Source organism: Domibacillus aminovorans (genome assembly GCF_001643235.1).
Lineage (GTDB): Bacteria > Bacillota > Bacilli > Bacillales > Domibacillaceae > Domibacillus > Domibacillus aminovorans.
The window spans coordinates 244,977-266,711 of sequence record NZ_LQWY01000005.1 but is presented as its reverse complement, the minus strand read 5'-3'; the positions used below and the strand labels follow the sequence as shown (position 1 = coordinate 266,711).

Sequence of the window (21,735 nt, the reverse complement as noted above, 5' to 3'; positions counted from 1 at the left end):
CCCTCCTGAAATCATTTGCTTATATATAATTATTGATTTACTTTTACCATTGAAGGCCGAAGAACCCGGTCTTTCAATTTATATCCTTTTTGAAGCTCGGCCAAAATGGAATTTGGCTCCGCATTTTCATCGCTTTCCGTCATAACCGCTTGATGAATAGTCGGATCAAACGGATGACCGACTGCTTCAATCGGCTCCACGCCTTCACTTTCAAGAGCAGCTACAAGTGTTTTATACACCATTTCAACACCTTGTAAAACAGATTTCGTTTCTTCTTGCTCCGGTGTCACTTGCAACGCGCGCTCGAAGTTATCGAGCACCGGTAAAAGATCCGTCACAAGACGCTGTGCGCGATATTTTTCCTGCGCTTCGCGGTCAAGATTAGCACGGCGTCTGAAATTTTCAAAATCAGCACGAAGGCGCAAATAGCGTTCTTCTGCTTCATCAAGTTGCTTTTGAAGCACTTCTTCTTTGCTTTCTGTTACTTCTTCTATTATTTCTTCCCCTACTGTTTCTTCTACTTCTACTTCTTCAACAGAAGATTCCGTTTGTTGAACCGGATCTTCCACTGTCAATGGCTTTTGTTCTTCTGCCATTGGTTCCACCTCCAGGCTAAAATTCATCGTGCTACGAGCTCGTATTATACAGACGTGTTAACACGTTCGTCATGTCATGGCTTAAAAAATCAACGAGTGTGATCACACGTGAATACTCCATCCGTTTCGGACCGAGAATCGCAATCGTTCCAACTGGCTCATCACCGACGGAATATGATGCAGTAATTAAACTACAGTCTTCCATCGCTTGTTCCGCGTTTTCCGTGCCAATTTTCACACGGACGCCTGCTTTTGTCGGCCGGACAAGTTCGTATATGTCGCTTTCTTTTTCCATCATATTCATGACGAGCCGCACCTTTTCAACATCCCGGAATTCCGGCTGGTTTAAGATATTTGTCTTGCCGCCAATAAACAGTTTTCCGGTGGTTGGGCCGATCGCTGCCTCGGCAAACATTTTTAGCACCGTTTCATAATTTTGAAGGTGCCGCTTCATCAATTCAGCTGTTTCTTTGTATAGCTTGCCGTGAAGTTCTAATAGTGGCACACCTGCTAGGCGGTCATTTAAAATATTAACCATTTTTTCAATATCGGCTGCTTCAATTCTTTCAGGCAGCGAAAAAAGCCGGTTTTCAACGTGGCCTGTGTCGGTCACGATGATAGCGACAGCTGTTTCTCGATCAATTGGAATGATTTGCAACTTTTTCACTTTATGATCATTAAATTTTGGACCGAGTACAATCGATGTGTAGCTTGTCAACTCCGATAAAATCGTTGCGACATTTTGCACCGCTTTTTCAAGTCCATTTTGCCGATCCGTGAAAATAGAATGAATAACGGTTTGTTCACTGCGCGCAAGAGATCCCGGTGCGAGCAAATGATCGACGTAATAACGATACCCTTTTTCTGATGGGATACGCCCTGATGACGTATGAGTTTTTTCTAAAAACCCCATTTCTTCAAGATTTGCCATCTCATTCCGAATCGTAGCCGGACTGTACGATACGTCCTCTTTTTTTGCAAGGTTGTTTGATCCGACCGGCTGGGCGGAACGAATAAAATCATCAATAATAATTTGTAAGATGAAAAGTTGGCGATCTGTCAACATGCTTCATCACCTCTGTTAGCACTCTTTCTATGCGAGTGCTAAATCTACATTTAAATTATCAAAATTCGGATAGTCTGTCAATGAGTACGCTCACATTTCCTGTTCAATTAAAAAAGATTGAAATACTTCATTGCCAAGAAATTTCCCCGCATGTGTCAGACGAATTGATTCATCTGTTACTTCCAGCAAATTTCGTTCTGTCATGTTGCTGATTGCTCCTTTAAAAAGCGACAATGGATTTTGATTATATTTCCTCTGAAAAGCAGCAATCGAGACGCCCGCCAATTTACGGAGACCAAGAAACATTTCTTCTTCCATCTGTTCCCGTTTTGTCGTTTGCTGGCTGCTCATACGCGGCAATTCTCCTCGTTCAAGCGGCTCTATATATTTCTTCAATGGACCATAGTTTGCATATCGAACGCCTTTTACATACCCGTGTGCTCCGGCACCGAACCCGTAATATTCTTCATTGTTCCAATACGTTAAATTGTGAATGCTTTCAAATCCCGGACGGGCAAAGTTGCTAATTTCATATTGATGAAGCCCGGATGCTGACATTAGCTGCATAACAGCTTCATACATGTCTGCTTCTGCTTCTTCTTTTGGCAGCGGCAAATTTCCTTTACTCATTAAATTATAAAAGACCGTTTTTGGTTCAATGATCAATGAATAAGCGGAATAATGCGGAAGTCCGAGCGCAAGTGCTTGACGCGTCGTGTCAATCGCATCTTCCACTGTCTGCTCCGGTAAGCCATATATTAAATCAATGCTCAAATTATCGAAGCCTGCTTTTTCTGCATTACGCACCGTCTGCAACACATCTTTTTTTGTATGCGTCCGCCCGATTCGTTTTAAATGAGCATCATTGAATGACTGTACACCAATGCTGAGCCGGTTTACACCGCCCATCTTTAAAATGCTCATTTTTGCTGGTGTTAAATCACCCGGATTCGCTTCAAATGTGTATTCTCCGCCAGACGCGAGCGGCAGTTGTTGTGCGATCGATTCCACAAAATATTGAAGCTGTGTTTCATCAAGCGATGTTGGCGTCCCCCCTCCGACGAAAATCGACTTATACCCAGACTTATTTTCCCCCATACTCATTTCTTTATCGAGGTTCTGCAAATATTTTTCTACTGGCTGGTTTTTCATAAACACTTTATTAAAATCACAGTAATGACAGATGTGATGGCAAAATGGAATGTGGATATAGGCTGCGTTTATCATGCTGTTCACGCCTTTCTGTACATAAAGGAAGGTGCCCGAAATACGGACACCTTGTCTTTTTATTTCGATTGATCGTCCATTTTGAGAACGGCCATAAATGCTTCTTGAGGCACTTCAACCGATCCCACTTGCTTCATACGCTTTTTCCCTTCTTTTTGCTTTTCGAGAAGCTTCCGTTTCCGGGAAATGTCACCGCCATAACATTTGGCAAGGACGTTTTTACGCATAGCTTTAATCGTCGAACGAGCGACAATTTTATTTCCAATGGCTGCTTGAATAGGCACTTCAAATTGCTGACGCGGAATGAGTTCTTTTAATTTTTCAACGATGATTTTTCCTCGTTCATATGCAAAATCACGGTGCACGATAAAACTGAGTGCATCGACTGTTTCCGTATTCAGTAAAATATCCATTTTTACAAGTTTCGACTCTTTATAGCCGATTAACTCATAATCAAATGATGCATAGCCTTTCGTGCCTGATTTCAGCTGATCAAAGAAATCATAAACAATTTCAGACAGCGGCATTTCATAAACAACGCTAACACGGTTCGTATCAAGGTACTGCATATCGATAAAAATACCACGTTTACCTTGCGCCAGTTCCATCACGGTACCAACAAAATCATTAGGGACTATGATAGATGATTTAACATATGGTTCTTCCACGTGAGCGATTTTTTGCGGATCCGGCATGTCAGATGGGTTATCAATGCGAAGTTCTTCTCCATCTGTCATCGTCACCTGATAAATAACGCTCGGTGCTGTTGTGATCAAATCAATTTTAAATTCACGTTCAATCCGCTCTTGAATAATTTCCATATGAAGTAAACCGAGAAATCCACAGCGGAAGCCAAAGCCAAGCGCCTGTGATGTTTCCGGTTCATACTGAAGGGCTGAATCGTTTAATTCAAGCTTTTCAAGTGCGTCACGTAAATCATTGTATTTAGAAGCATCAATCGGATAAAGACCACAGTATACCATTGGATTTAATTTCCGGTAGCCTGCCAGTGCTTCGGTTGCCCCATTTTTTGCCGATGTGATCGTATCACCAACCTGCGTATCACCGACATTTTTAATCGCGGCAGCTAAATACCCAACATCTCCGACTGTCAGTTCATCACGAGGCGTCGTTTTCGGTGTGAATACGCCGATTTCTGTGACGTCAAACTCCTTGCCTGTCGCCATCATTTTAATTTTATCACCGACTTTAATTGTTCCATTGACCACGCGAATATAAGCAATAACACCGCGGTATGGATCGTACAGCGAGTCGAAAATAAGCGCTGTAAGCGGCGCTCTCGGATCGCCTGTTGGTGCCGGTACTTTTTCAACAACCTGCTCTAAAATTTCTTCAATACCTATACCCGCTTTCGCAGATGCGAGCACTGCATCCGATGCATCTAGTCCAATCACATCTTCCACTTCCTGGCGCACGCGCTCGGGCTCTGCTGCTGGCAAATCAATTTTATTAATGACCGTCATAATTTCCAAGTTATTGTCAAGAGCAAGATACACATTCGCAAGTGTTTGCGCTTCAATGCCCTGTGCAGCATCAACGACGAGAATCGCTCCTTCACATGCTGCCAGACTGCGTGATACTTCGTATGTGAAGTCGACGTGTCCTGGCGTATCAATAAGATGGAAAATGTATTCAATTCCGTCTTTTGCTGTATAAGTAAGCTCGACAGCATTTAATTTAATTGTAATGCCTCGTTCCCGTTCAAGATCCATTGAATCAAGGAGCTGGCTTTTCATTTCACGCGCAGTGAGCGCATTTGTTTTTTCTAAAATACGGTCTGCGAGCGTCGACTTTCCATGATCAATATGGGCAATAATCGAGAAATTTCGGATTCGCTCCTGCCGTTCTAATCTTCCGTTATCATTCATTGTTATAGTTCACTCCTGTTATCGGCACATGTATACTAATGTGATTATATCAGCGCACTATACAATTGACAACGAACATTGAACGTGACATTTATTCATTTTGTTCCGATTTTACAAATCGGGATAAAATATCCGCAAATGCCGCCGCACTTCGTTCCAATTCTTCCCTCGTATTTTCCACGCCACCCATTTCAATCAACATCGCTCTTTTGGATAAATCTTGATTAAATTTCCCATTCGTTTGGCTTCCCGATTTCACAATGACACCGCGCGACAGTCCAGGATAATATTTTTCAAATAATTCATGAAGCGCTGATGCGAAACGGGCATTCTCTTCATATCCCGGGTGTTCACCGCCGACGATAAACACCGTTTTCGCCATTGCCTGTCCGTTAATTGTAGCCGTTGTCACGTCTTTCAGCTGCGAGTCACGGTGAATATCAATCAAATAGTCAAGTGACGGCAGCTGTTTTTGTGCAGAAGCGACAACCGTTCTCGATTCTTCATATGAGGCGCTGTATTTCTTTCCTTTTTTATTTAAAAGCGCGCCGATATCCGTTTCATTGACCGAAACACCGATTTTTCTCTCTTCTATTTTTTTCGCAATCATTTCCCCCACTTCAACAATATGCATGGGAGCTTGTCCATTTGCAGGCCTAAAGTCTTCAGACGTATGCGTAAAATAAAGAAGTATTTTTTTCTCATATGCAGCTGGCGCCTGTCCCGGACCTTCTTTCACCGGTGGCTGCGAAATTGATTTCGGATCTGGCTCCGCCGATTCTATCGGCATATTCGTGTAGTTTGTCCCTTCACCGGCAATTAAAATATGCCCATCATAAATCGAAAATCCCGGCAGTTCTTTTCCGAGAAACGTCCGTGGATCACGCAGGCTAATGCTCGATGCCGCATGAAAAGCCGCATCCACCCATTGAATCGTGTCCACCTGCTCCATCTTTGATGTTTTAAATGATTTGTTTTCAAATGTAAGCAGCCGGTAAAAAGAAGAGACCGGAAGTTCTGCCGCCGCCCTGCTCATCGATTCGGAAGAAATATGATACGAAAAAGGCATCACAGTAAACAAACCCGCTGTCCAAAAAGGCATCACAATAAGCGCCGCACATGCTGGGGCGATCCAGATCGCTGCGTTTGATTTTTTTTGCAGAAGGATACGTGCCAACCCCTTTTCACGTCTTGTCCTATATACATATGCAGAAAAGAAAAAAGCAGACCGAATTTCAGCCTGCAAAAAAAGAACGCGTTTCTTCTGGTGGCCTGTCATGGAGCGCTTCGTTCAATGCGCTTGCAATAACAGCCGCCGCTCCATGAATAAATAGATCGGCTTCTTTTGGTGTGACGATCATGTTTAACCCTGCTGGTGTGAGAACATCACTGATTAGCTGTCGCTTTTCATCTTCATCAAGCAATCCAATATTCCCCAAAAAAGCCTGCTTCCAGTTTTCATCATCATGTCCACTTTTCTCTTCAAGATGCTTCATAACAAGTTCAACTGCGTCACGTGTGACTGTCGCAGCGTCAATAACAGTTGGAATCCCAATCGCAATAACAGGAATACCTGCTGTTTGGCGACTAATTTCTTTTCGCCTATTGCCAATGCCAGCACCTGGCTGAATACCCGAATCTGTCATTTGTATTGTCGCATTTAAGCGTTCAATCGAACGGGACGCCAGCGCATCGACGACAATTAAAAAGTCAGGTTTTTCACGCTCTATTAGTCCAAGCAAAATATCACCTGTTTCGATGCCGGTCATGCCCATTACACCAGGGGAAATCGTACTGACCGGGCGGTATCCTTCCTGCACATGTTCCGGGTGCAGTTTAAATAAGTGATTTGTCACAATAAGCCGATCGGTGACGCGTGGCCCTAGTGAATCCGGTGTGACGTGATCATTTCCAAGACCTGCAATTAAACACGATGCATCCCGGCTCAGCCCCGCAGATTCAATAAACACTTTGATTTCCTCAGCCAATACACGGCTAATAGCGGCATGACGTGATGAATCAGAACCGCGTAAGTCCTCCGATTCGACGGTTATATAAAGCCCCGGCCGTTTCCCTGTGATTCTCTCTCCTTCTTCATTGATCGTTACGGTTGTCACAAGCGTATTTTCCCGCTGTTCTTCTTTTGACATAATTCCATCTAATTTGCTGCCATGCTTTTCCTCAGCTATAAGTGCTGATTCCAACGCCAGATCCGTTCTTATTGACCATTCTTCCATACTGCGCACCTCTCTTTTTTTAAATCAGTATGGCCCTGAGTGTAATAGTTTATTCCTTTACACATGATTCCTATTGCAATTCTCTCATTCCTTTGTTAAAATATCTCTTGTTGTTTACTTCAATAAATGAATGATAATCGGGTACGAATAAAACTTCGATCCACTTTAGGAGGTGACAGGAATGCCAAATATTAAATCTGCCATCAAACGCACAAAAACGGCTCAAACTCGTACAGCTCGCAACGCACATGCTAAATCTACAATGCGCAGTGCAGTGAAAAAGTTCGAAACAGCCGTTGCTAATAACGATGATAACGTAAAAGAACTGCTTGTAGAAGCAGTCAGCAAAGTTGATAAAGCAGCTGCAAAAGGTCTTATCCACAAAAATGCTGCGAACCGCCAAAAAAGCCGTCTTATGAAGAAATTGGCTAACTAATAAAAAAGGTGTCCGTCATGGACACTTTTTTTATTTTGCTTTCATCATTGTCTGCAGCCGGAAGAAAAACATTTCAATAATCATTTTCTTCTCCATTCCACTGCTTTTCATATCATAATCACTTTCAGCGAGTAACTGTATAATGGATGCAAGCTGCGTTTCAGAAAAAGAATGGCTTTGCCCAGATGCAATTTTCACTCGAAATGGATGTACTTTCAAATGACCAGCAATTTGCTGCTGTCCATACCCTCTTTTTGATAATTCTTTTACCTGGTAAATGAGCCGGAACTGACCAGCAATTACTGCTAAAATTTTCAACGGCTCTTCATTTAAACGAATCAAATCATAATAAATACGAAATGCCTCCTGCAGTTTGCCCGATACAATCTGATCCACGAGGCGAAAAATATCACTTTCAAGTGTTCGTGCTGTTAACTTCGTGACCGCTTCTTCTGTAATTTCTCCTTCATCACCTGCATACAGCGCTAGTTTCGAAATCTCCGTTGCCAATACGGACAAATGAAATCCTGCAATGTTTAATAGCTGATTGATCGCCGCCTCATTTATGATGGCTCCTTCTTCAGCGGCTTTGCTTTTAATCCAGCCTGACAATTCCCGTTCTGCCGGCCGCTTTGCTTCTAACACACCTGCCTGTTTTTTTATTAATTTCGTTATTTTTTTTCGCTCATCCAGTTTTTCAAAACGAGCCTGAAAGACGAGAATCGTAAACGGAGACGGATCATTTAAATAGTGCTCCAGTTTTTTTAAATCATGTTCAATTTTTGATTTTTCAGCAGTGAAAAAAATCGGATTTTGAACAAATACAACTTTTCGTTCTCCTAAAAATGGCAGCGTTTCCGCTTCTTCAATGGCCAGATCAATAGGAACTTCTGTCATATCAAATGAGATGGCATTCAAATCTGCATCATCGCTGTCCAACGCATTTTTAATTAATAGCTTTCTTGCTTCTTCAATAAAATATTGCTCCGGTCCATACCATAAATACAATGAACGAAACCGGCTGCTTTTCAATTCCTTTAATACATCCATTCACTCGTCTCCATTCATTTATCCCGCATTAACGGGCAAATCCCCACTAAGTCTTCTTTCACTTTATCTTTCTTTATTTTAGAAAAACAAAACCTATTTCGCAAGGTGCAGGACAAATGTGTACATTTTTTGTCTACACTTGCTGAAATACATAACAGAGTCTGGATTTTTCTTAGTTATTTGTCTATACTTATATTGAAATAGGAGGGGTAATTGTGAACGAATTCGAAAAAAATGTACAATCTACACGCAACGACGCAGTTGACTCCGGAGTAGGCTTTGCTGTCTCATTCGTCTTCTTCTCTGCAATGTTTGTCCTTGCCGCTGTTATTCAGCTTATTAGCTGATTATCGCACGGAAAATCCGCCTACATTCAGGCGGATTTTTTATTCTGGCGCAAGTGCACTTGAAATCGTTCCTCTGTCCCCTTTAAATATATACGAAATGCCGCCATGCAGATCCGTTCTAAACACCTTCACACCAGCATTCGACAAATTTTCAAGTACTTCTTTATGCGGATGTCCATATCGATTATCTACTCCAGCAGAAATAACAGCATATTTGGGCCGGATTGCTTCCACAAAACGAGCGGATGTCGACGAGCGGCTTCCGTGATGGCCGACTTTCAACCAATCGACATCGACATCATATTTTTTCAGAAATTCTTTTTCACCTGCTTCTTCATAATCACCCGTGAACAGCCACTTTTTTCCGCCGATTTCCGCATATAATACAAGTGAATCGTTATTCCCTTCATATTCTCGGTCATCAGGTGATAAAAACTGAAAGACCGCATCTCCTTTCGTCCACCTTTCTCCTTCCAGCCCTTCACGCACATTCATCTTTCCATTCGAAATCGTCACCAATATCGATTCCATGACATCTACGCTGCCTGAACCAGGTGAAATAATGATCTCATCTGCAGGTATCGCTGATAGCACTTCAGCTGCTGCACCCGCATGATCGAAATCTGCATGCGTTAAAATAAGTTTGTCCAGTCGGGTTACCCCTTTTCGTTTTAAAAAAGGCACAACGGTATCTTTTCCAACAGAAAACCCATGTGTTCGCTCTGTCCACTGTTCTTTTTCAAAAGGCAAACGCCCGCCCGTATCAATTAAATAGGTGCCTTTTCCATACGGCAGCTTAATAAAGATACTGTCCCCCTGTCCGACATCAATAAAGGTCACTTCTCCTTCAGAAGAAAACCGGCTCATTCCGATCACGATACTAAGGAGCAAGCCACAAATCAACAAGCTGTACCGGACCGTATTCATCTTTTCCCACAATAAAAATGATGCAATAACCACAATAGCAGTATACATGGTCCATTGTACATCCGGCTGTCCAGTGACGAGAACCGCAAACGGAAGATCCGCCATTTCCGCGGCCAAGCTATCCATCATTTTCAGCAACACATTTAAAGGATCCGTTATCGTCCGCATAGGCATTAGAAAAGAAAGAGCAAATGCAACAAAAAGTGCCGGCAACATCACAAACGAATAAAACGGTACAAATAATAAGTTGGCCGCTGGTGCAATAATCGAAAGCTCAGAAAAGTGGTAAATTAAAAAAGGAAGGGCAGCCATTTGTGACAAAATCGAGACGGCCACTGACAATTCAACTGCATTCCGGCACCGTTTTAAAATGGCACCTGTGCATAAAACGAGTGCCCATGTAACCGTATAGGATAGTTGAAACCCCGCTTGAAACACTTGATAAGGATCCAGCACTATCATAGCGATAAACACCCCTCCAAGCGCTGATGCCGGCTTCAGACGTACATGTGAAGATGTCGCAGCTAAAATCGCTCCCGTCATAAAGCAGGCGCGAACGACAGGCGGCGAGGCTCCGGTTAAAAGCGCATAAAGCGGCAATGCCATTAAAATGATCATCCTCGCCCGCTCACGTGTAATACCCATGCGAATAAGCCCGTAAAATAGCATTCCTGACAGTAACGTAACATGCAAGCCCGAAATCGATAAAATATGAACGATGCCAAGCCGTTCGTAATCTTCATTGGCATCTTCGCTACTCGACAAGCGGTCGCCGAATAAAAGCGCTGCAGCGGTCGCGTTAAGTGGTTCTGGAAACTGATTATGAATTCGTTCAAGTGCGGCAGTGCGCCATCTAGCCGGCGCATAACGTATGGAATCATTCATGATACATTGATCCGTGGAGATCGAATCCGGAGTTAAAATAAAATAGGTATGGTTAGTGGATAAATAGGCCCGGTAATTAAACTCACCGGCATTCCGTGCTTCATTTGGCTTTTTAGCTTCTGCCTTCATACGGCATGTCAAACCGGGAGATAGGACAGCCGCAATATGCTGTTTATCTTCTTCCGATTCAATTCGATAGGAAAGACGGAATGGCTCACCGGTCTGTACATCTTTCACGCCAGCATTTAACCGGTCGCCGTCAATCCGTACAGCATCCGTAAAAACAACAGTCCATTCCGCTTCTTTACCCGTAAATTGTGATATGTGACGCGCTTCATGAAGCAGAGAGGTTCCATACAAAAGAAGGAGCCCGGCCGTCATCAAAAGACGATCGCGGCGACCCGCCCCGATCCAAAGTGTAACGGATAATATAAAGAAAAAAAAGATAATGAAGCCCGGTGCATGAAGCGCGTATAAAACCGAACAAAGCGCTGCCACGCCGATCCGAAGAAACGTCATTCACATCATCCTTTCAATTCATCGAAGGTACGTGTAAAACGTCAATATCTTTTAAAAAATGACTGTTCCATTTGTTTGGATACGCATTCCGGTACACAATTCGCTCAATACCAGCCTGCGCAAGTGTTTTCGCGCAATTCTCACAAGGTTCATGAGTAACATAAGCTGAAGCCCCTTTTAACTTGTCACGCTCCGCATGCAGCACCGCATTTAATTCGGCGTGCAGGCAGCGGATACACCGTCCTTGCTCAGACAATAAGCATCCTGCTTCATCGCAGTGTTCATGCCCGTGAATCGAGCCGTTATATCCAGTCGATACGATATGTTTATCTTTGACAATGACGCATCCGACATTTAACCGGTTGCATGTAGAACGTGTGGCAACGGCCTCTGCAATCGTTAAAAAATATTCATCCCAGCTTTTTCTTTCCATAAAAAACCCTCTTTTCTGTCTTTTCCGATCTTGACCGGTTTCTGCTTTTAGTTTAGCGACAAATCCTGAGTTCCGTCAAATTCATGTTTGCTTATTGCACCGTAATGAGCGGCTCTAGCTTTTCAAATGTTTTGTCTCCAATTCCCGACACGTTTTTCAATTCTTCCGCGGCCGCAAACGGACCTTCCGTTTCCCTGTAATCGATTATCGCTTGTGCTTTCGCTTCCCCTACACCCGGAAGTTTTTGTAAACCGGATGAATCTGCCTCATTAATATTAATGAGAGTACCTTCTGCTGACTCACTACTTTTTGCGGATGCTGCACCGTTTCCTCCCGGGGTAGATGAAGCGATGACTGGCGGCACACCTTCCCCTTTTGTCGGTACATAAATGACCATCTCGTCCTGCACTTTTTGTGCTAAATTTACCGCTGCAGCATCCGCTGTTTCCATCAACCCACCTGCTTTATTAATCGCGTCATTCACCCTTTGATCACTCGTCATCATATAAATGCCAGGCATTGTGACTGCTCCTTTTACATCAATCGCTACTTCAACCGGTACCGCTTCTTCAGTTGATATTTCTTCTGGTACCACTTCTACAGGTGCTTCTTCAACTAGCGCAGGCTCAGGAGGTACCGTTTCTTCTTCCATTAAACCGTACAGCCAAAACATAAGAACAGCTAGACCCCCTGCTGCTGGGATTTTGTACTTGTGAATAAGCTGCTTCATTACCTTGTTTGACCCTCCTTTTCAACTGGAATAAATCATTTTTTTCGTACGTATAGTTAAAAGATGAACTAGGAAGGAGATTACGTCATGAACATTGGCATTATCGGAACAGGAAGTATCGGTACAGTACTGACTGAATCATTCATTACATCCCATACCATTCCACCTGAATCTCTTTACGTGTACAATCGTTCAATTGAAAAAGCATACCGACTACAAAAATCTTTTCCAGGTATTCACGTTTGCCAAAACGTAAAACAAGTAGCTGAACAGACACAGCTGTTATTCATTTCAGTTCGCCAGCCGGATTTAAAGCCTCTTCTTGAATCTATTGCTCCATACGTCACAGCAGATCACTGCCTCATCTCTACTGCAAGTGCGGTCTCAACAGCACAGATGGAATCCGTTCTTCCTTGCTCGTGTGCACGTGTCATTCCTGCGGTCACGAACACCGTTTCAGCCGGTGGCATCCTTTATTCATTTGGCGACTCGTGTGGAATAGACTGGCAGAAAAAAATCATCCGTTTATTAAATAATTTGGCTGGTGCTTCATTTGAAACGAACGATGAGATGATCCGAGCGGCATCTGATTTAACGGGTTGCGGGCCTGCTTTCTTTTCTAAAATGGCAAACATGTACGCAAAAGAGGCAATGAAATATGGGCTCACAGATGAAGAGGCAGAAAAAATGTCGGTGCATATGATGATTGGTCTTGGAGAGTTGTTAAAAAAGAAAAATTGGTCATTGGAGATGCTGACAGAGCGGACTGCCGCTAAAGGCGGTGTGACAGGGCGCGGAATTCTGGTCATCGAAGAGTTTGCGGGCGACCTGTTTTCATCGCTATGCAAAATGACGCAGCAAAAAGCCGCTGAAGACAGAAAAGAGGCATCTGCCACTTTTGGCATTGATACATCAATTCGACAAGATTAACTCATGTCCTTCTTCTTTACAAATTCTTTACAAAGCAAAAAAAGAGCGGCTGTTTAGCTGCTCTTTTTCGCTTTGAAAAAAATTCTTTCTGATTTATTTGTTGGTGCATCATTTGTAAAATCAGCGGTGACTGCTTCGATCGTAAAACCCGCTTCATTCAGCCACTTTTTATACAAGTCAGGCGGGAATGTACGCTGCTGATGAAGCTCATCAAATCGCTCATATAAGCCGTTTTCTGTTTGTACGAAAAATGTTAATTCATGTTCAACACTATTTGATGCTTCTCCGGGAAAAGCATTCCATATAAACGAAATATCTTCCGCCGCATCCGCAAATGTCTGTGATTGAAATACGTGATTGATTTTATGTGTAGAATGCACATCAAATAAAAACAATCCGCCCTTTTCAAGATGATTATGCACGGATTGAAATGTTTTTTTCACATCATCTTCTGTCTCTAAATAATTAAGCGAATCGCAAAAAATAACCGCCGTTTGAAATAGGCCGATACCGTGAAGTTCTCTCATATCTTGTTGATATAGTGGAATAGACAGCTTTTGTTCATCTGCTTTTTCACGGGCGATCGCTAACATATCGTCAGATAAATCAATACCTGTCACATCAAATCCTGCTTGCACAAAACGGATAGACAGTTCCCCTGTCCCGCAGCCAATATCGAGCAGGCGTCCTGCCTGTGCTTCTGAACATAGCATTGCTGTCCACTCATCGTACGGTGCGTCCTGCATAAGCGAATCATAGACAGACGCAAACCGATTGTAACTCATGACGTTAAAACATCAATGTGCGGTGCATCGCCCCATAGACGTTCCAAATTGTAATACACGCGCTCATCACGGTGAAAAACATGAACGACGACATCGCCAATATCAATTAATACCCAGCGTGCTTCGTCAAACCCTTCCATACGTTTAATGCCTACGCCAAATTCTTCTGCTTTTTCTTTTACTTCACGGGCAATGGCCTGCACTTGCTTGTCGGAATTACCATGGCAAATAACGAAGTAATCAGCAACTGGCGAGATTCCCTCCATATCCAGTGCGGTAATGTTTTCCGCCCGCTTATCATCTGCTGCTTTTATCACTGCATGTAAAATCATTTGTTGTTCTGTCAATTAAACATCGTCTCCATTCTGAATAAGTTCATTGTACGTATCCATTGTCACCGGGAATACCGGTTGTTGTTTGCTTATTAAAAAAAAGATTGAATTTTTCACAGCGGCAAGGACTGCCTTATCTAAATGAAGAGCAGCCAAAGCACGAACATCATCTACTCCCGGAAAGCGGCGGCCCGGCTCAATGTAATCAGCAAGATAAACGATTTTCTCTAATTGCGTCATACCTGGGCGTCCAGTCGTATGCCAGCGAATTGCTGATAATACCTCTTCGTCCATGATACCCACTTCTTTTTGAACAAGAAATGCTCCCACCGGTGCATGCCACAATTCATGATGAAAGCGCAGCAATCGTTCATCCATCTTTTCCTCGATTAATAACTGCTTCATTTCTTCTTTCGGACGGAATTTCGCGTAATCATGAAAAATAGCCGCTAGTTCCGCTTTTTTCATGTCTGCTCCATATGTTTGAGCAAGCTGGACCGCTGTTTCCATTACACCGAGTGTGTGTTCATACCTTTTATCTGTCAACTGTGCTTTGACAAGTTCAAGCGCTTTACTCTGCTCCATAAAGACCATTCTCCTCTATATAGCGAATGACACCATCTGGTAGTAAATACAAAAGCGAGTCTCCATTTGCTGCTCTTTTACGCAGAATAGTGGATGACAGATGAATTTCTGGCGTCTCAATAAGAGTAACCCTGTATGGGGTCTCTGTCGAATAGCCTGGACGCTTCACACCGACAAAATTGATCATTTGGACTAATTCATCAATCTCTTGCCAATTCGGCAAATATTCGATCATGTCTGCGCCAATAATAAAATAAAATGACGCATCCGGTTCTTTCATCATTAATTCCCTCATCGTATCAATTGTATACGAAACACCGGCACGGTTTATTTCAACTGTTTCCAACCGAAAAAGCTCATTTCCTTTTATCGCCAGTTCTGTCATCCGGAGCCTTTCTTCATCGCTTACATGACCGTCTAACTTTTTATGCGGCGGTACCGAGTTCGGCATAAACCGCACTTCATCAAGATCTAACGCATGCAGCACTTCGTTTGCTATCACTAAATGTCCGATATGAGGCGGATTAAATGTTCCGCCCATTATCCCGACTTTTCTCATCGCGGCAAGACGATTTTTTTGTTTTCTTTTGATTCTTTATACAGGACGACCGTATGGCCAATTAATTGAACGAGCTCTGCTTTTGCGCCCTTTGCAAGTGCTTTTGCAACGTCATGTTTATCGTCTTCATTGTTTTGTAAAATGCTAATTTTAATTAGTTCGCGTACTTCAAGTGCTTCCGCAATTTGCGCCGTCATGTTATCATTCACGCCGCCTTTGCCTACTTGAAAAATAGGTGTAATATGATGCGCTTCTGCACGCAAAAATCGTTTTTGTTTTCCTGTTAACATGTTTATCCTCCAAGTCTTTCTTGCACTATTTTCATCATCCGTTTCGGATCTGCAAATGTGCCTGTCCATTTTTCAAACGCAAGCGCTCCTTGGTATGCAAACATTTTCATACCATTTTGTACACGCGCACCATGCTCTCTAGCCTCTTTCATAATCAATGTTTCCGCAGGATTATAAATAATGTCTGATAAAAAAGCAGCCGAGCGAATGTTCGTTAATTGAATCGGTGACGCGTTTACTTTCGGAGACATGCCAATAGACGTTGTTTGAATAATTATATCGTAATTAGCTAAGTTCTTTTCTGCTTCTTCTATTGTAAAAGCAGCTGTTTCAACCAAGTATGGACAGCGCTCTTTTAGCTGAAGCGCATTATCAAGCGTACGATTCGCAATATCAACTTGTTTAGCACCCTGCTGTCCGAGTGTGTAATAAATAGCTCGCGCTGCGCCGCCTGCACCAATAATTAAAATGCGTTTATCCAAAACAGACTGGCCATACTCTTCATGCAAACCACGAATAAACCCTTCACCGTCTGTATTATAGCCAATAAAGCGTCCTTCTATATTCACGACTGTATTGACGGCGCCAATCGCAGCGGCCAGCGGATCTACTTCGTCCAGAAGGGGTATAATTGCTGTTTTGTGCGGCACGGTTACGTTAAATCCCGCAACACCGAGCACCTTCATGCCTTTGATGGCTGTTGGCAAATTTTCTCTCATAATGTGAAATGGCTGATAATGTGCATCCATTCCAAGTGATGTAAAGGCATCATTTTGCATCACCGGCGACATTGAATGCCCAATTGGATCCCCGATTATTCCATACAATTTTTCCATCTGACTTTCTCCACCTTTAAATTAAGGACTTGCGAAGTGTAACCGCCGCTCCTTTTGGCACGTACGCAGCCACTTTTGATCCTGATTCATTCACTGTAATCCAACCGAGACCTGAGAATACAATATCGGTTTTTGCTTCTTTAATTGTCCATTCCTGCCGCACAAATTCAAGTGCTTTTCCACCTTTTCCAGCCGGTTTTAACAGCTCACCTGCATGGTTCTCATACAACTCATCAGCTTTATCTATTTTCGTCCGGTGTATGTCAATGTCATTAGACAAATGGCAGATAAATGAACGTCTTCCGCCGCTTATATAGTCAAACCGGGCAAGACCGCCGAAAAACAGCGTCTGTCCTTCATTTAATTGAAAGACTTTCGGCTTAATTTCTTTTTTCGGCAAAAGCACTTTCAACTCTTCTTTGTCAACGAAATGTGCCATTTGATGATGGTTAATGATACCTGGTGTATCAACAAGTACATGGCCATCCGAAAGCGGAATTTCAATCATATCAAGCGTCGTACCCGGAAAATGAGACGTTGTAATAATATCGCCTTCGCCAGTAATCTCTTTAATAATACGGTTAATAAACGTTGATTTCCCAACATTTGTACAACCGACAACGTATGCATCTTTTCCGTTCCGGTAATGCTCAATGGCATCCGCTGCATCGCGAACTGCTTTTCCTTGCGACGCACTAATTAGAAGTACATCTACTGGTTTTAAACCGAGTTGACTCGCTTCATAGCGCATCCAATGAATCAGTTTTTCCCGTTTCACAGATTTCGGCAGTAAATCAGATTTATTCCCGATTAAAAGCACCGGATTTTTCCCAGCGAAACGATGCAGACCTGGCAGCCAGCTTCCGTTAAAGTCAAAAATATCAACAATTTTCACGATTAGTGATTCTGTATCGCCAACCGTATTTAAAATCTTTAAAAAGTCATCGTCTGTAAGAGCGACATCTTGCACTTCATTGTAATGTTTCAGTCTAAAGCAACGTTTGCAGACGACAATTTCTTTTTCAAGTGCTGATGCAGGTGCATAACCAAGATCATCCGGATTTGTCGTTTGAATGGTAACGCCACATCCATCACACGTTATTTGTTCATTGCTCACTGTCTTTCCTCCCATTGAATCATTCCTTTACGCCGAAAAAAGTTCATTAACTGACGTTCAATTTTCCGGTTAATTCGTGTCCAGAAACCGTCCGTTGCCGCAATAGGAATAACCAAAATTGTGTGAATCCCGCTCCGATTGCCACCGAATACATCGGTTAGCAGCTGGTCACCGATCATAACCGTTTCACTTTTTTGTACATTCAACAACTTGATTGCTTTTCTGAATGCACGCCCCAGCGGTTTTCGCGCTTCAAAAATATAGGGCAACTCGAGCGGCGTTGAAAACGAGCTGACCCGGTTTCGATTATTATTGGAAACGATGAGCACTTTAATGCCTGCATCGCGCATTTTATTAAACCAGTCTAATAATTCCGGTGTTGCATCTGGACGATCCCATGCTACAAGCGTGTTATCTAGATCCGTAATAATCGCTTTAATCCCTTGTTGCACCAGATGTTCCGATTTTATTTCCAGAATACTATTCACTTGCTCATTTGGCAAAAATAATTTTAGCACAATTTACACCTCTAATCTCAGTCTTACCATCCTATCATAGCTGATTTTTTCATATGTGACAAAACAATAATAAGTCCAAAAATGTTTCGACAATTTTCTTATTCCCGTTCTGTGGATAACGTTATGCACAAATCAACAGCTTATATATATAGGCTTTTTCCACTTATTATACAGCTTGCCATTACTTATCCACGCCTACCTGTGGAAAAAAGAACGATTGTTCTATAATTGTTTTTTTGGTACACTAGAACAAAGCTTCACTATTACTTTTTTGGAGATGAGTATCTATGCGTACACTGTCCGATCATTTACTTCTTTTTTCCTACAAAAAAGCAACAGAGCTTAAATTGAATGACGAATTCATTGCTTTAATGGAACAAGAAATGAAACGCCGCGTTGTTCATCAACAAGAAAAACAACCTAAAAAGTAATATAACCTGATCTCCCGCATACGATAATCGATAAAGGGGGGATCTTCATGATTGAACTGGCCGCCGCTCTCTCTTTTTTATTGAAAGAAGCGGTTTTTTTCGTTTCGTACGTGAAACATAATGCTTTTCCACATCCACTTTCTGCCGAAGACGAAAAGAAATATCTGGCGCTACATGAGCAGGGAGACCGCCATGCCCGGACAAAGCTGATTGAGCATAACTTGCGACTCGTAGCTCACATTGTCAAAAAATTCGAAAAGACAAATGAAGACACAGAAGATTTGATTTCTATCGGCACAATCGGGCTAATTAAAGGCATTGAAAGCTACTCTGGCAAAAAAGGAACGAAACTGGCGACCTACGCAGCACGATGTATTGAAAATGAAATTCTCATGTATTTTCGCACATTAAAGAAAACGAAAAAGGACATCTCTTTATACGACCCAGTTGGACGTGATAAAGAAGGAAATGAAATCAGCTTACTCGATCTATTAAAAACAGAAGATGAAGACATCGCTGCACGTCTGTCGCTTGAGATGGATATCGAACAGATGAAAACCTGTCTTTCTGTTTTAGATGCGCGGGAAACAGCAGTCATCGCTGCACGTTACGGGATTGGCAGCGGCAATGATAAAACACAGCGTGAAATTGCCGCCGAGATGAATATTTCGCGCAGCTATGTGTCACGAATCGAAAAGCGGGCACTTGCCAAAATGATGCAGGAGTTCAAGAAACTTTCGACAAAACAAAAAAGAGGCCCCAAAGAAACTCTTTCGGAGCACCCTTCCACTCGTCTGCCATCAGTCGATTGATGCAGAAATCATAACACCTGTTACAGTCGCCAGCAACAATCCTAAAATCATCATAACCATTCTTGCAACACTCCTTTTCAAATCCACTTCTATCATTTCTATTACTTTATCATAAAATGACTGTTTTGTTATCGTTTTCTTACTCTTTTCCGAGTTCTTCTGTCATTTTCATGACGAGATTCGCCGAATGAAGACCTGCTTTTGGCAAGAACTGTTCAAATGAAATATCCGACTCTTTTCCCGCAATATCAGAAAGCGCACGAATGATGACAAATGGAACATTAAATTGATGGGCCACTTGTGCGATCGCTGCTGCTTCCATTTCAACCGCCTGCAAATTCGTAAATTTTTCAGCAATAGCCTGTACACGCACCGGATCATTCATAAATGAATCTCCTGTCGCAATTAATCCTTTCACTGTTTTCACTTTTTGATCGACTTCTGCACAAGCAGCAGCGATTTGAACGAGACGCGCGTCTGCTATAAACGCCGCCGGCAGCTGTGGCACCTGGCCGTATTCATATCCAAATGCTGTCACATCAACATCATGATGACGCACTTCAGAAGAAATAACAATATCCCCAACCTGTAATTCTGGAGAGAGTCCACCTGCAGATCCCGTATTAATGATAACATTCGGTTGGAATTCGTGAATAAGTACAGATGTTGTCATCGCCGCGTTTACTTTTCCAATTCCCGAACGAAGCAAGATGACATCAACACCACGTAACGTACCTGTTGTAAACTCGCTGCCTGCAATTGTCTTTACTTCTTTATTTTCCATCGCTTCACGTAAAATCAATACTTCTTCTTCCATAGCACCAATAATGGCTATTTTCATTATAAACCGCCCCCTCTTCTCTTTCTCCCGCAAAAAAACCCGCCGTCAAAGCGGGGCCCTTTATTAACGTCCTTTATCGTTTTGCTCTAGCTTCTGCACTTTGACCGGTTTCCATCCCTGTCCCTCTATCCATTCAATGTAAACTCGGTACGCATCATTTTGATCTGCTTTAGGCGAAACGGTACCGATCGCTCCTTTAGGTCCATTTCCACTTATGTACCATACTGTCATGTCATCAGAAGCGATACCTGTTGCATAGGAGAGTGCCTTCACTTTTTCCTGCCAGTCTGTTGAGTCCATTTCAAATGAAGATGTATGAGTGCCTGCTTGAGATGTGCCAACACCTTCCCAATTCGGATCAACTATATCCTGTTCTACATTTGACTCCGAGCCTTCTGTTACAATAACTTTCTCAGTCTGTTCTTCTTCTTTAACAGGCTCTTCTTTAACAGGTTCTTTTGTTCCAACTGATTCTGGTTCCTCTTCTTTCTTTTCATCCTCATCTGTTACAGCAGCTGTCTGCTCTTGTGTCGTTTTTGTTTCTTCCAGAGCGGCCGGTTCTTCATTATTTCCACCCGCAAAAATCGTAAATCCGACAATAATGATAAGCAGCGCGACAACCGCAATAGCTGTATTTAAAATACGGTTTGTTTTTCTCCGCTTTGTTTTGCGTTCTGCACGCGACGTTTGTTCCATTTTTTTCTCCTCCTCGTTACGCCTCCATTTTAACACGTCTTCTTTACAGGATAAATGAATTTACATAAAAAAAACGCAAAAGGCTCAAGCCTTAAGCGCTTTTTCATTTAACCGATCGAAACAATTTTCACATTCATTTCGCCAGCTGGCGTTTGAACGATCACTTTATCGCCGACACGTCTGCCAATCAAGCTTTTCGCAATCGGTGAATCATTTGAAATTTTCCCTTCAAATGGATCCGCCTCTGCACTGCCAACAATTGTATAACTTTCCTCTTCACCGTCCGGCAACTCAATGAATGTAACAGTCTTGCCAAGTGAAACCTCGTCGGAATTCACCGAATTTTCTTCAATAATTTTCGCGTTACGGATCATTGTTTCAATCGTACCAATCCGTCCCTCTACAAACGCCTGCTCTTCTTTTGCCGAATCATATTCGGAGTTTTCAGACAGGTCGCCGAAGCTGCGGGCAATTTTAATACGCTCGACTACTTCTTTACGCTTTACTGATTTTAAGTGTTCCAGTTCTTGTTCTAATTTTTCTTTACCTTCCAGTGTCATCATGTATACTTTTTCGTTCGACAACTTTTTCCACTCCTTTAATGTTCAAAAAAGGCATTGAAATATGAGCGCGCACCCTCTTAAAGAGGGCGCGCGTTTTC

General features: G+C 42.6%; 26 protein-coding genes. 5 read left to right on the top strand and 21 right to left on the bottom strand.

The genetic code is table 11. The annotated features are described in order from the left end of the window. Positions 1–29: 29 nt before the first annotated feature. The 6 genes from grpE to gpr all read right to left on the bottom strand — a co-directional run bounded on the left by grpE (position 30) and on the right by gpr (position 7,015). The gene (gene grpE / locus AWH49_RS03420) at positions 30–596 is read right to left on the bottom strand and encodes a nucleotide exchange factor GrpE (protein WP_063964637.1); all 567 of its coding nucleotides are present in this window, start codon (positions 594–596) and stop codon (positions 30–32) included. Between the two features lie 31 nt (positions 597–627). After that, complete coding sequence (gene hrcA / locus AWH49_RS03415) at positions 628–1,662, bottom strand: heat-inducible transcriptional repressor HrcA (RefSeq protein ID WP_018393981.1); 1,035 nt, start codon at positions 1,660–1,662, stop codon at positions 628–630. 90 nt (positions 1,663–1,752) lie between these two features. After that, the gene (gene hemW / locus AWH49_RS03410; protein ID WP_063964636.1) at positions 1,753–2,889 is read right to left on the bottom strand and encodes a radical SAM family heme chaperone HemW; all 1,137 of its coding nucleotides are present in this window, start codon (positions 2,887–2,889) and stop codon (positions 1,753–1,755) included. Positions 2,890–2,948: 59 nt separating this feature from the next. Continuing rightward, positions 2,949–4,778: a translation elongation factor 4 gene (gene lepA / locus AWH49_RS03405; protein ID WP_018393983.1), complete on the bottom strand. Its 1,830-nt coding sequence runs from the start codon at positions 4,776–4,778 to the stop codon at positions 2,949–2,951. Positions 4,779–4,869: 91 nt separating this feature from the next. Next, complete coding sequence (gene spoIIP / locus AWH49_RS03400; protein WP_082862651.1) at positions 4,870–6,057, bottom strand: stage II sporulation protein P; 1,188 nt, start codon at positions 6,055–6,057, stop codon at positions 4,870–4,872. Continuing rightward, positions 6,014–7,015, bottom strand: coding sequence for a GPR endopeptidase (gene gpr, locus AWH49_RS03395; protein WP_018393985.1), 1,002 nt, complete (start codon positions 7,013–7,015; stop codon positions 6,014–6,016). The genes spoIIP and gpr overlap by 44 nt, the downstream gene beginning before the upstream one ends. A 181-nt stretch (positions 7,016–7,196) precedes the next feature. On the opposite strand from gpr, the gene rpsT reads away from it, so the two are divergent. Beyond that, the gene (gene rpsT / locus AWH49_RS03390) at positions 7,197–7,451 is read left to right on the top strand and encodes a 30S ribosomal protein S20 (RefSeq protein ID WP_018393986.1); all 255 of its coding nucleotides are present in this window, start codon (positions 7,197–7,199) and stop codon (positions 7,449–7,451) included. Positions 7,452–7,481: 30 nt separating this feature from the next. Here rpsT and holA read toward each other — a convergent pair whose 3' ends face one another. Then, a complete protein-coding gene (gene holA, locus AWH49_RS03385; protein WP_018393987.1) occupies positions 7,482–8,501 on the bottom strand; it encodes a DNA polymerase III subunit delta in 1,020 nt (339 codons plus the stop codon). Positions 8,502–8,716: 215 nt separating this feature from the next. Here holA and AWH49_RS18920 point away from each other — a divergent pair, with 215 nt between their 5' ends. Continuing rightward, entirely contained in the window at positions 8,717–8,848 is a 132-nt protein-coding gene (locus AWH49_RS18920; protein ID WP_018393988.1) for a YqzM family protein, read from the top strand. 39 nt (positions 8,849–8,887) lie between these two features. Here the strand turns inward: AWH49_RS18920 and AWH49_RS03380 are convergent, their stop codons facing one another. The 3 genes from AWH49_RS03380 to AWH49_RS03370 all read right to left on the bottom strand — a co-directional run bounded on the left by AWH49_RS03380 (position 8,888) and on the right by AWH49_RS03370 (position 12,342). Next, positions 8,888–11,179 carry a DNA internalization-related competence protein ComEC/Rec2 gene (locus tag AWH49_RS03380; RefSeq protein ID WP_063964635.1) on the bottom strand — a complete coding sequence of 764 codons (2,292 nt, stop codon included), beginning with the start codon at positions 11,177–11,179 and terminating at the stop codon, positions 8,888–8,890. Positions 11,180–11,192: 13 nt separating this feature from the next. Continuing rightward, complete coding sequence (locus AWH49_RS03375; protein ID WP_034286166.1) at positions 11,193–11,612, bottom strand: deoxycytidylate deaminase; 420 nt, start codon at positions 11,610–11,612, stop codon at positions 11,193–11,195. Between the two features lie 91 nt (positions 11,613–11,703). Continuing rightward, a complete protein-coding gene (locus AWH49_RS03370) occupies positions 11,704–12,342 on the bottom strand; it encodes a helix-hairpin-helix domain-containing protein (protein WP_063964634.1) in 639 nt (212 codons plus the stop codon). 87 nt (positions 12,343–12,429) lie between these two features. Between AWH49_RS03370 and AWH49_RS03365 the strand changes: the two genes are divergently transcribed. Next, on the top strand, positions 12,430–13,272 hold the full coding sequence (locus tag AWH49_RS03365; RefSeq protein ID WP_034286169.1) for a pyrroline-5-carboxylate reductase dimerization domain-containing protein: 843 nt from the start codon (positions 12,430–12,432) through the stop codon (positions 13,270–13,272). Between the two features lie 53 nt (positions 13,273–13,325). Here AWH49_RS03365 and AWH49_RS03360 read toward each other — a convergent pair whose 3' ends face one another. Genes AWH49_RS03360 through AWH49_RS03325 form a run of 8 tightly spaced genes read right to left on the bottom strand, consistent with a single transcriptional unit; the run spans position 13,326 to position 18,294 of the window. Further along, positions 13,326–14,057, bottom strand: a complete 732-nt coding sequence (locus AWH49_RS03360; protein ID WP_063964633.1) for a class I SAM-dependent DNA methyltransferase — start codon at positions 14,055–14,057, stop codon at positions 13,326–13,328. Further along, on the bottom strand, positions 14,054–14,389 hold the full coding sequence (gene rsfS, locus AWH49_RS03355) for a ribosome silencing factor (RefSeq protein ID WP_034286792.1): 336 nt from the start codon (positions 14,387–14,389) through the stop codon (positions 14,054–14,056). The genes AWH49_RS03360 and rsfS overlap by 4 nt, the downstream gene beginning before the upstream one ends. 15 nt (positions 14,390–14,404) lie before the next feature. Next, on the bottom strand, positions 14,405–14,974 hold the full coding sequence (gene yqeK, locus AWH49_RS03350; protein WP_034286171.1) for a bis(5'-nucleosyl)-tetraphosphatase (symmetrical) YqeK: 570 nt from the start codon (positions 14,972–14,974) through the stop codon (positions 14,405–14,407). After that, positions 14,961–15,515 (bottom strand): nicotinate-nucleotide adenylyltransferase, encoded by a 555-nt coding sequence (locus AWH49_RS03345; RefSeq protein WP_280512811.1) that lies wholly within the window; start codon positions 15,513–15,515, stop codon positions 14,961–14,963. The genes yqeK and AWH49_RS03345 overlap by 14 nt, the downstream gene beginning before the upstream one ends. Positions 15,516–15,529: 14 nt before the next feature. Next, positions 15,530–15,823, bottom strand: a complete 294-nt coding sequence (gene yhbY / locus AWH49_RS03340; RefSeq protein ID WP_018393997.1) for a ribosome assembly RNA-binding protein YhbY — start codon at positions 15,821–15,823, stop codon at positions 15,530–15,532. A gap of 2 nt (positions 15,824–15,825) precedes the next feature. Continuing rightward, positions 15,826–16,659, bottom strand: a complete 834-nt coding sequence (gene aroE / locus AWH49_RS03335) for a shikimate dehydrogenase (RefSeq protein ID WP_063964630.1) — start codon at positions 16,657–16,659, stop codon at positions 15,826–15,828. A gap of 16 nt (positions 16,660–16,675) precedes the next feature. Beyond that, positions 16,676–17,776 carry a ribosome biogenesis GTPase YqeH gene (yqeH, locus tag AWH49_RS03330; protein ID WP_063964629.1) on the bottom strand — a complete coding sequence of 367 codons (1,101 nt, stop codon included), beginning with the start codon at positions 17,774–17,776 and terminating at the stop codon, positions 16,676–16,678. Continuing rightward, the gene (locus AWH49_RS03325; protein WP_063964628.1) at positions 17,773–18,294 is read right to left on the bottom strand and encodes a YqeG family HAD IIIA-type phosphatase; all 522 of its coding nucleotides are present in this window, start codon (positions 18,292–18,294) and stop codon (positions 17,773–17,775) included. Before AWH49_RS03325 ends, yqeH begins: the two co-directional genes overlap by 4 nt. Positions 18,295–18,581: 287 nt before the next feature. On the opposite strand from AWH49_RS03325, the gene AWH49_RS03320 reads away from it, so the two are divergent. Continuing rightward, positions 18,582–18,725, top strand: a complete 144-nt coding sequence (locus tag AWH49_RS03320; RefSeq protein WP_018394001.1) for a sporulation histidine kinase inhibitor Sda — start codon at positions 18,582–18,584, stop codon at positions 18,723–18,725. Positions 18,726–18,772: 47 nt separating this feature from the next. Next, positions 18,773–19,537 (top strand): RNA polymerase sporulation sigma factor SigK, encoded by a 765-nt coding sequence (gene sigK / locus AWH49_RS03315; RefSeq protein ID WP_034286175.1) that lies wholly within the window; start codon positions 18,773–18,775, stop codon positions 19,535–19,537. A gap of 139 nt (positions 19,538–19,676) precedes the next feature. On the opposite strand, the gene mtnN is transcribed toward sigK, so the two are convergent. The 3 genes from mtnN to greA all read right to left on the bottom strand — a co-directional run bounded on the left by mtnN (position 19,677) and on the right by greA (position 21,658). Next, positions 19,677–20,378 (bottom strand): 5'-methylthioadenosine/S-adenosylhomocysteine nucleosidase, encoded by a 702-nt coding sequence (gene mtnN / locus AWH49_RS03310; RefSeq protein ID WP_018394003.1) that lies wholly within the window; start codon positions 20,376–20,378, stop codon positions 19,677–19,679. Between the two features lie 63 nt (positions 20,379–20,441). Continuing rightward, positions 20,442–21,074, bottom strand: a complete 633-nt coding sequence (locus AWH49_RS03305; protein ID WP_063964627.1) for a DUF1510 family protein — start codon at positions 21,072–21,074, stop codon at positions 20,442–20,444. A 107-nt stretch (positions 21,075–21,181) separates the two neighbouring features. Beyond that, positions 21,182–21,658: a transcription elongation factor GreA gene (gene greA / locus AWH49_RS03300; protein ID WP_018394005.1), complete on the bottom strand. Its 477-nt coding sequence runs from the start codon at positions 21,656–21,658 to the stop codon at positions 21,182–21,184. Between the last annotated feature and the right edge of the window lie 77 nt (positions 21,659–21,735).

Bases quoted from the DNA above. Each gene is read 5' to 3' on its own strand.
- grpE (WP_063964637.1), bottom strand. From the start codon at position 596: ATGGCAGAAGAACAAAAGCCATTGACAGTGGAAGATCCGGTTCAACAA.
- hrcA (WP_018393981.1), bottom strand. From the start codon at position 1,662: ATGTTGACAGATCGCCAACTTTTCATCTTACAAATTATTATTGATGAT.
- hemW (WP_063964636.1), bottom strand. From the start codon at position 2,889: ATGATAAACGCAGCCTATATCCACATTCCATTTTGCCATCACATCTGT.
- lepA (WP_018393983.1), bottom strand. From the start codon at position 4,778: ATGAATGATAACGGAAGATTAGAACGGCAGGAGCGAATCCGAAATTTC.
- spoIIP (WP_082862651.1), bottom strand. From the start codon at position 6,057: ATGACAGGCCACCAGAAGAAACGCGTTCTTTTTTTGCAGGCTGAAATT.
- gpr (WP_018393985.1), bottom strand. From the start codon at position 7,015: ATGGAAGAATGGTCAATAAGAACGGATCTGGCGTTGGAATCAGCACTT.
- rpsT (WP_018393986.1), top strand. From the start codon at position 7,197: ATGCCAAATATTAAATCTGCCATCAAACGCACAAAAACGGCTCAAACT.
- holA (WP_018393987.1), bottom strand. From the start codon at position 8,501: ATGGATGTATTAAAGGAATTGAAAAGCAGCCGGTTTCGTTCATTGTAT.
- AWH49_RS03380 (WP_063964635.1), bottom strand. From the start codon at position 11,179: ATGACGTTTCTTCGGATCGGCGTGGCAGCGCTTTGTTCGGTTTTATAC.
- AWH49_RS03375 (WP_034286166.1), bottom strand. From the start codon at position 11,612: ATGGAAAGAAAAAGCTGGGATGAATATTTTTTAACGATTGCAGAGGCC.
- AWH49_RS03370 (WP_063964634.1), bottom strand. From the start codon at position 12,342: ATGAAGCAGCTTATTCACAAGTACAAAATCCCAGCAGCAGGGGGTCTA.
- AWH49_RS03365 (WP_034286169.1), top strand. From the start codon at position 12,430: ATGAACATTGGCATTATCGGAACAGGAAGTATCGGTACAGTACTGACT.
- AWH49_RS03360 (WP_063964633.1), bottom strand. From the start codon at position 14,057: ATGAGTTACAATCGGTTTGCGTCTGTCTATGATTCGCTTATGCAGGAC.
- rsfS (WP_034286792.1), bottom strand. From the start codon at position 14,389: ATGATTTTACATGCAGTGATAAAAGCAGCAGATGATAAGCGGGCGGAA.
- yqeK (WP_034286171.1), bottom strand. From the start codon at position 14,974: ATGGAGCAGAGTAAAGCGCTTGAACTTGTCAAAGCACAGTTGACAGAT.
- AWH49_RS03345 (WP_280512811.1), bottom strand. From the start codon at position 15,515: ATGGGCGGAACATTTAATCCGCCTCATATCGGACATTTAGTGATAGCA.
- yhbY (WP_018393997.1), bottom strand. From the start codon at position 15,823: ATGTTAACAGGAAAACAAAAACGATTTTTGCGTGCAGAAGCGCATCAT.
- aroE (WP_063964630.1), bottom strand. From the start codon at position 16,659: ATGGAAAAATTGTATGGAATAATCGGGGATCCAATTGGGCATTCAATG.
- AWH49_RS03320 (WP_018394001.1), top strand. From the start codon at position 18,582: ATGCGTACACTGTCCGATCATTTACTTCTTTTTTCCTACAAAAAAGCA.
- sigK (WP_034286175.1), top strand. From the start codon at position 18,773: ATGATTGAACTGGCCGCCGCTCTCTCTTTTTTATTGAAAGAAGCGGTT.
- mtnN (WP_018394003.1), bottom strand. From the start codon at position 20,378: ATGAAAATAGCCATTATTGGTGCTATGGAAGAAGAAGTATTGATTTTA.
- AWH49_RS03305 (WP_063964627.1), bottom strand. From the start codon at position 21,074: ATGGAACAAACGTCGCGTGCAGAACGCAAAACAAAGCGGAGAAAAACA.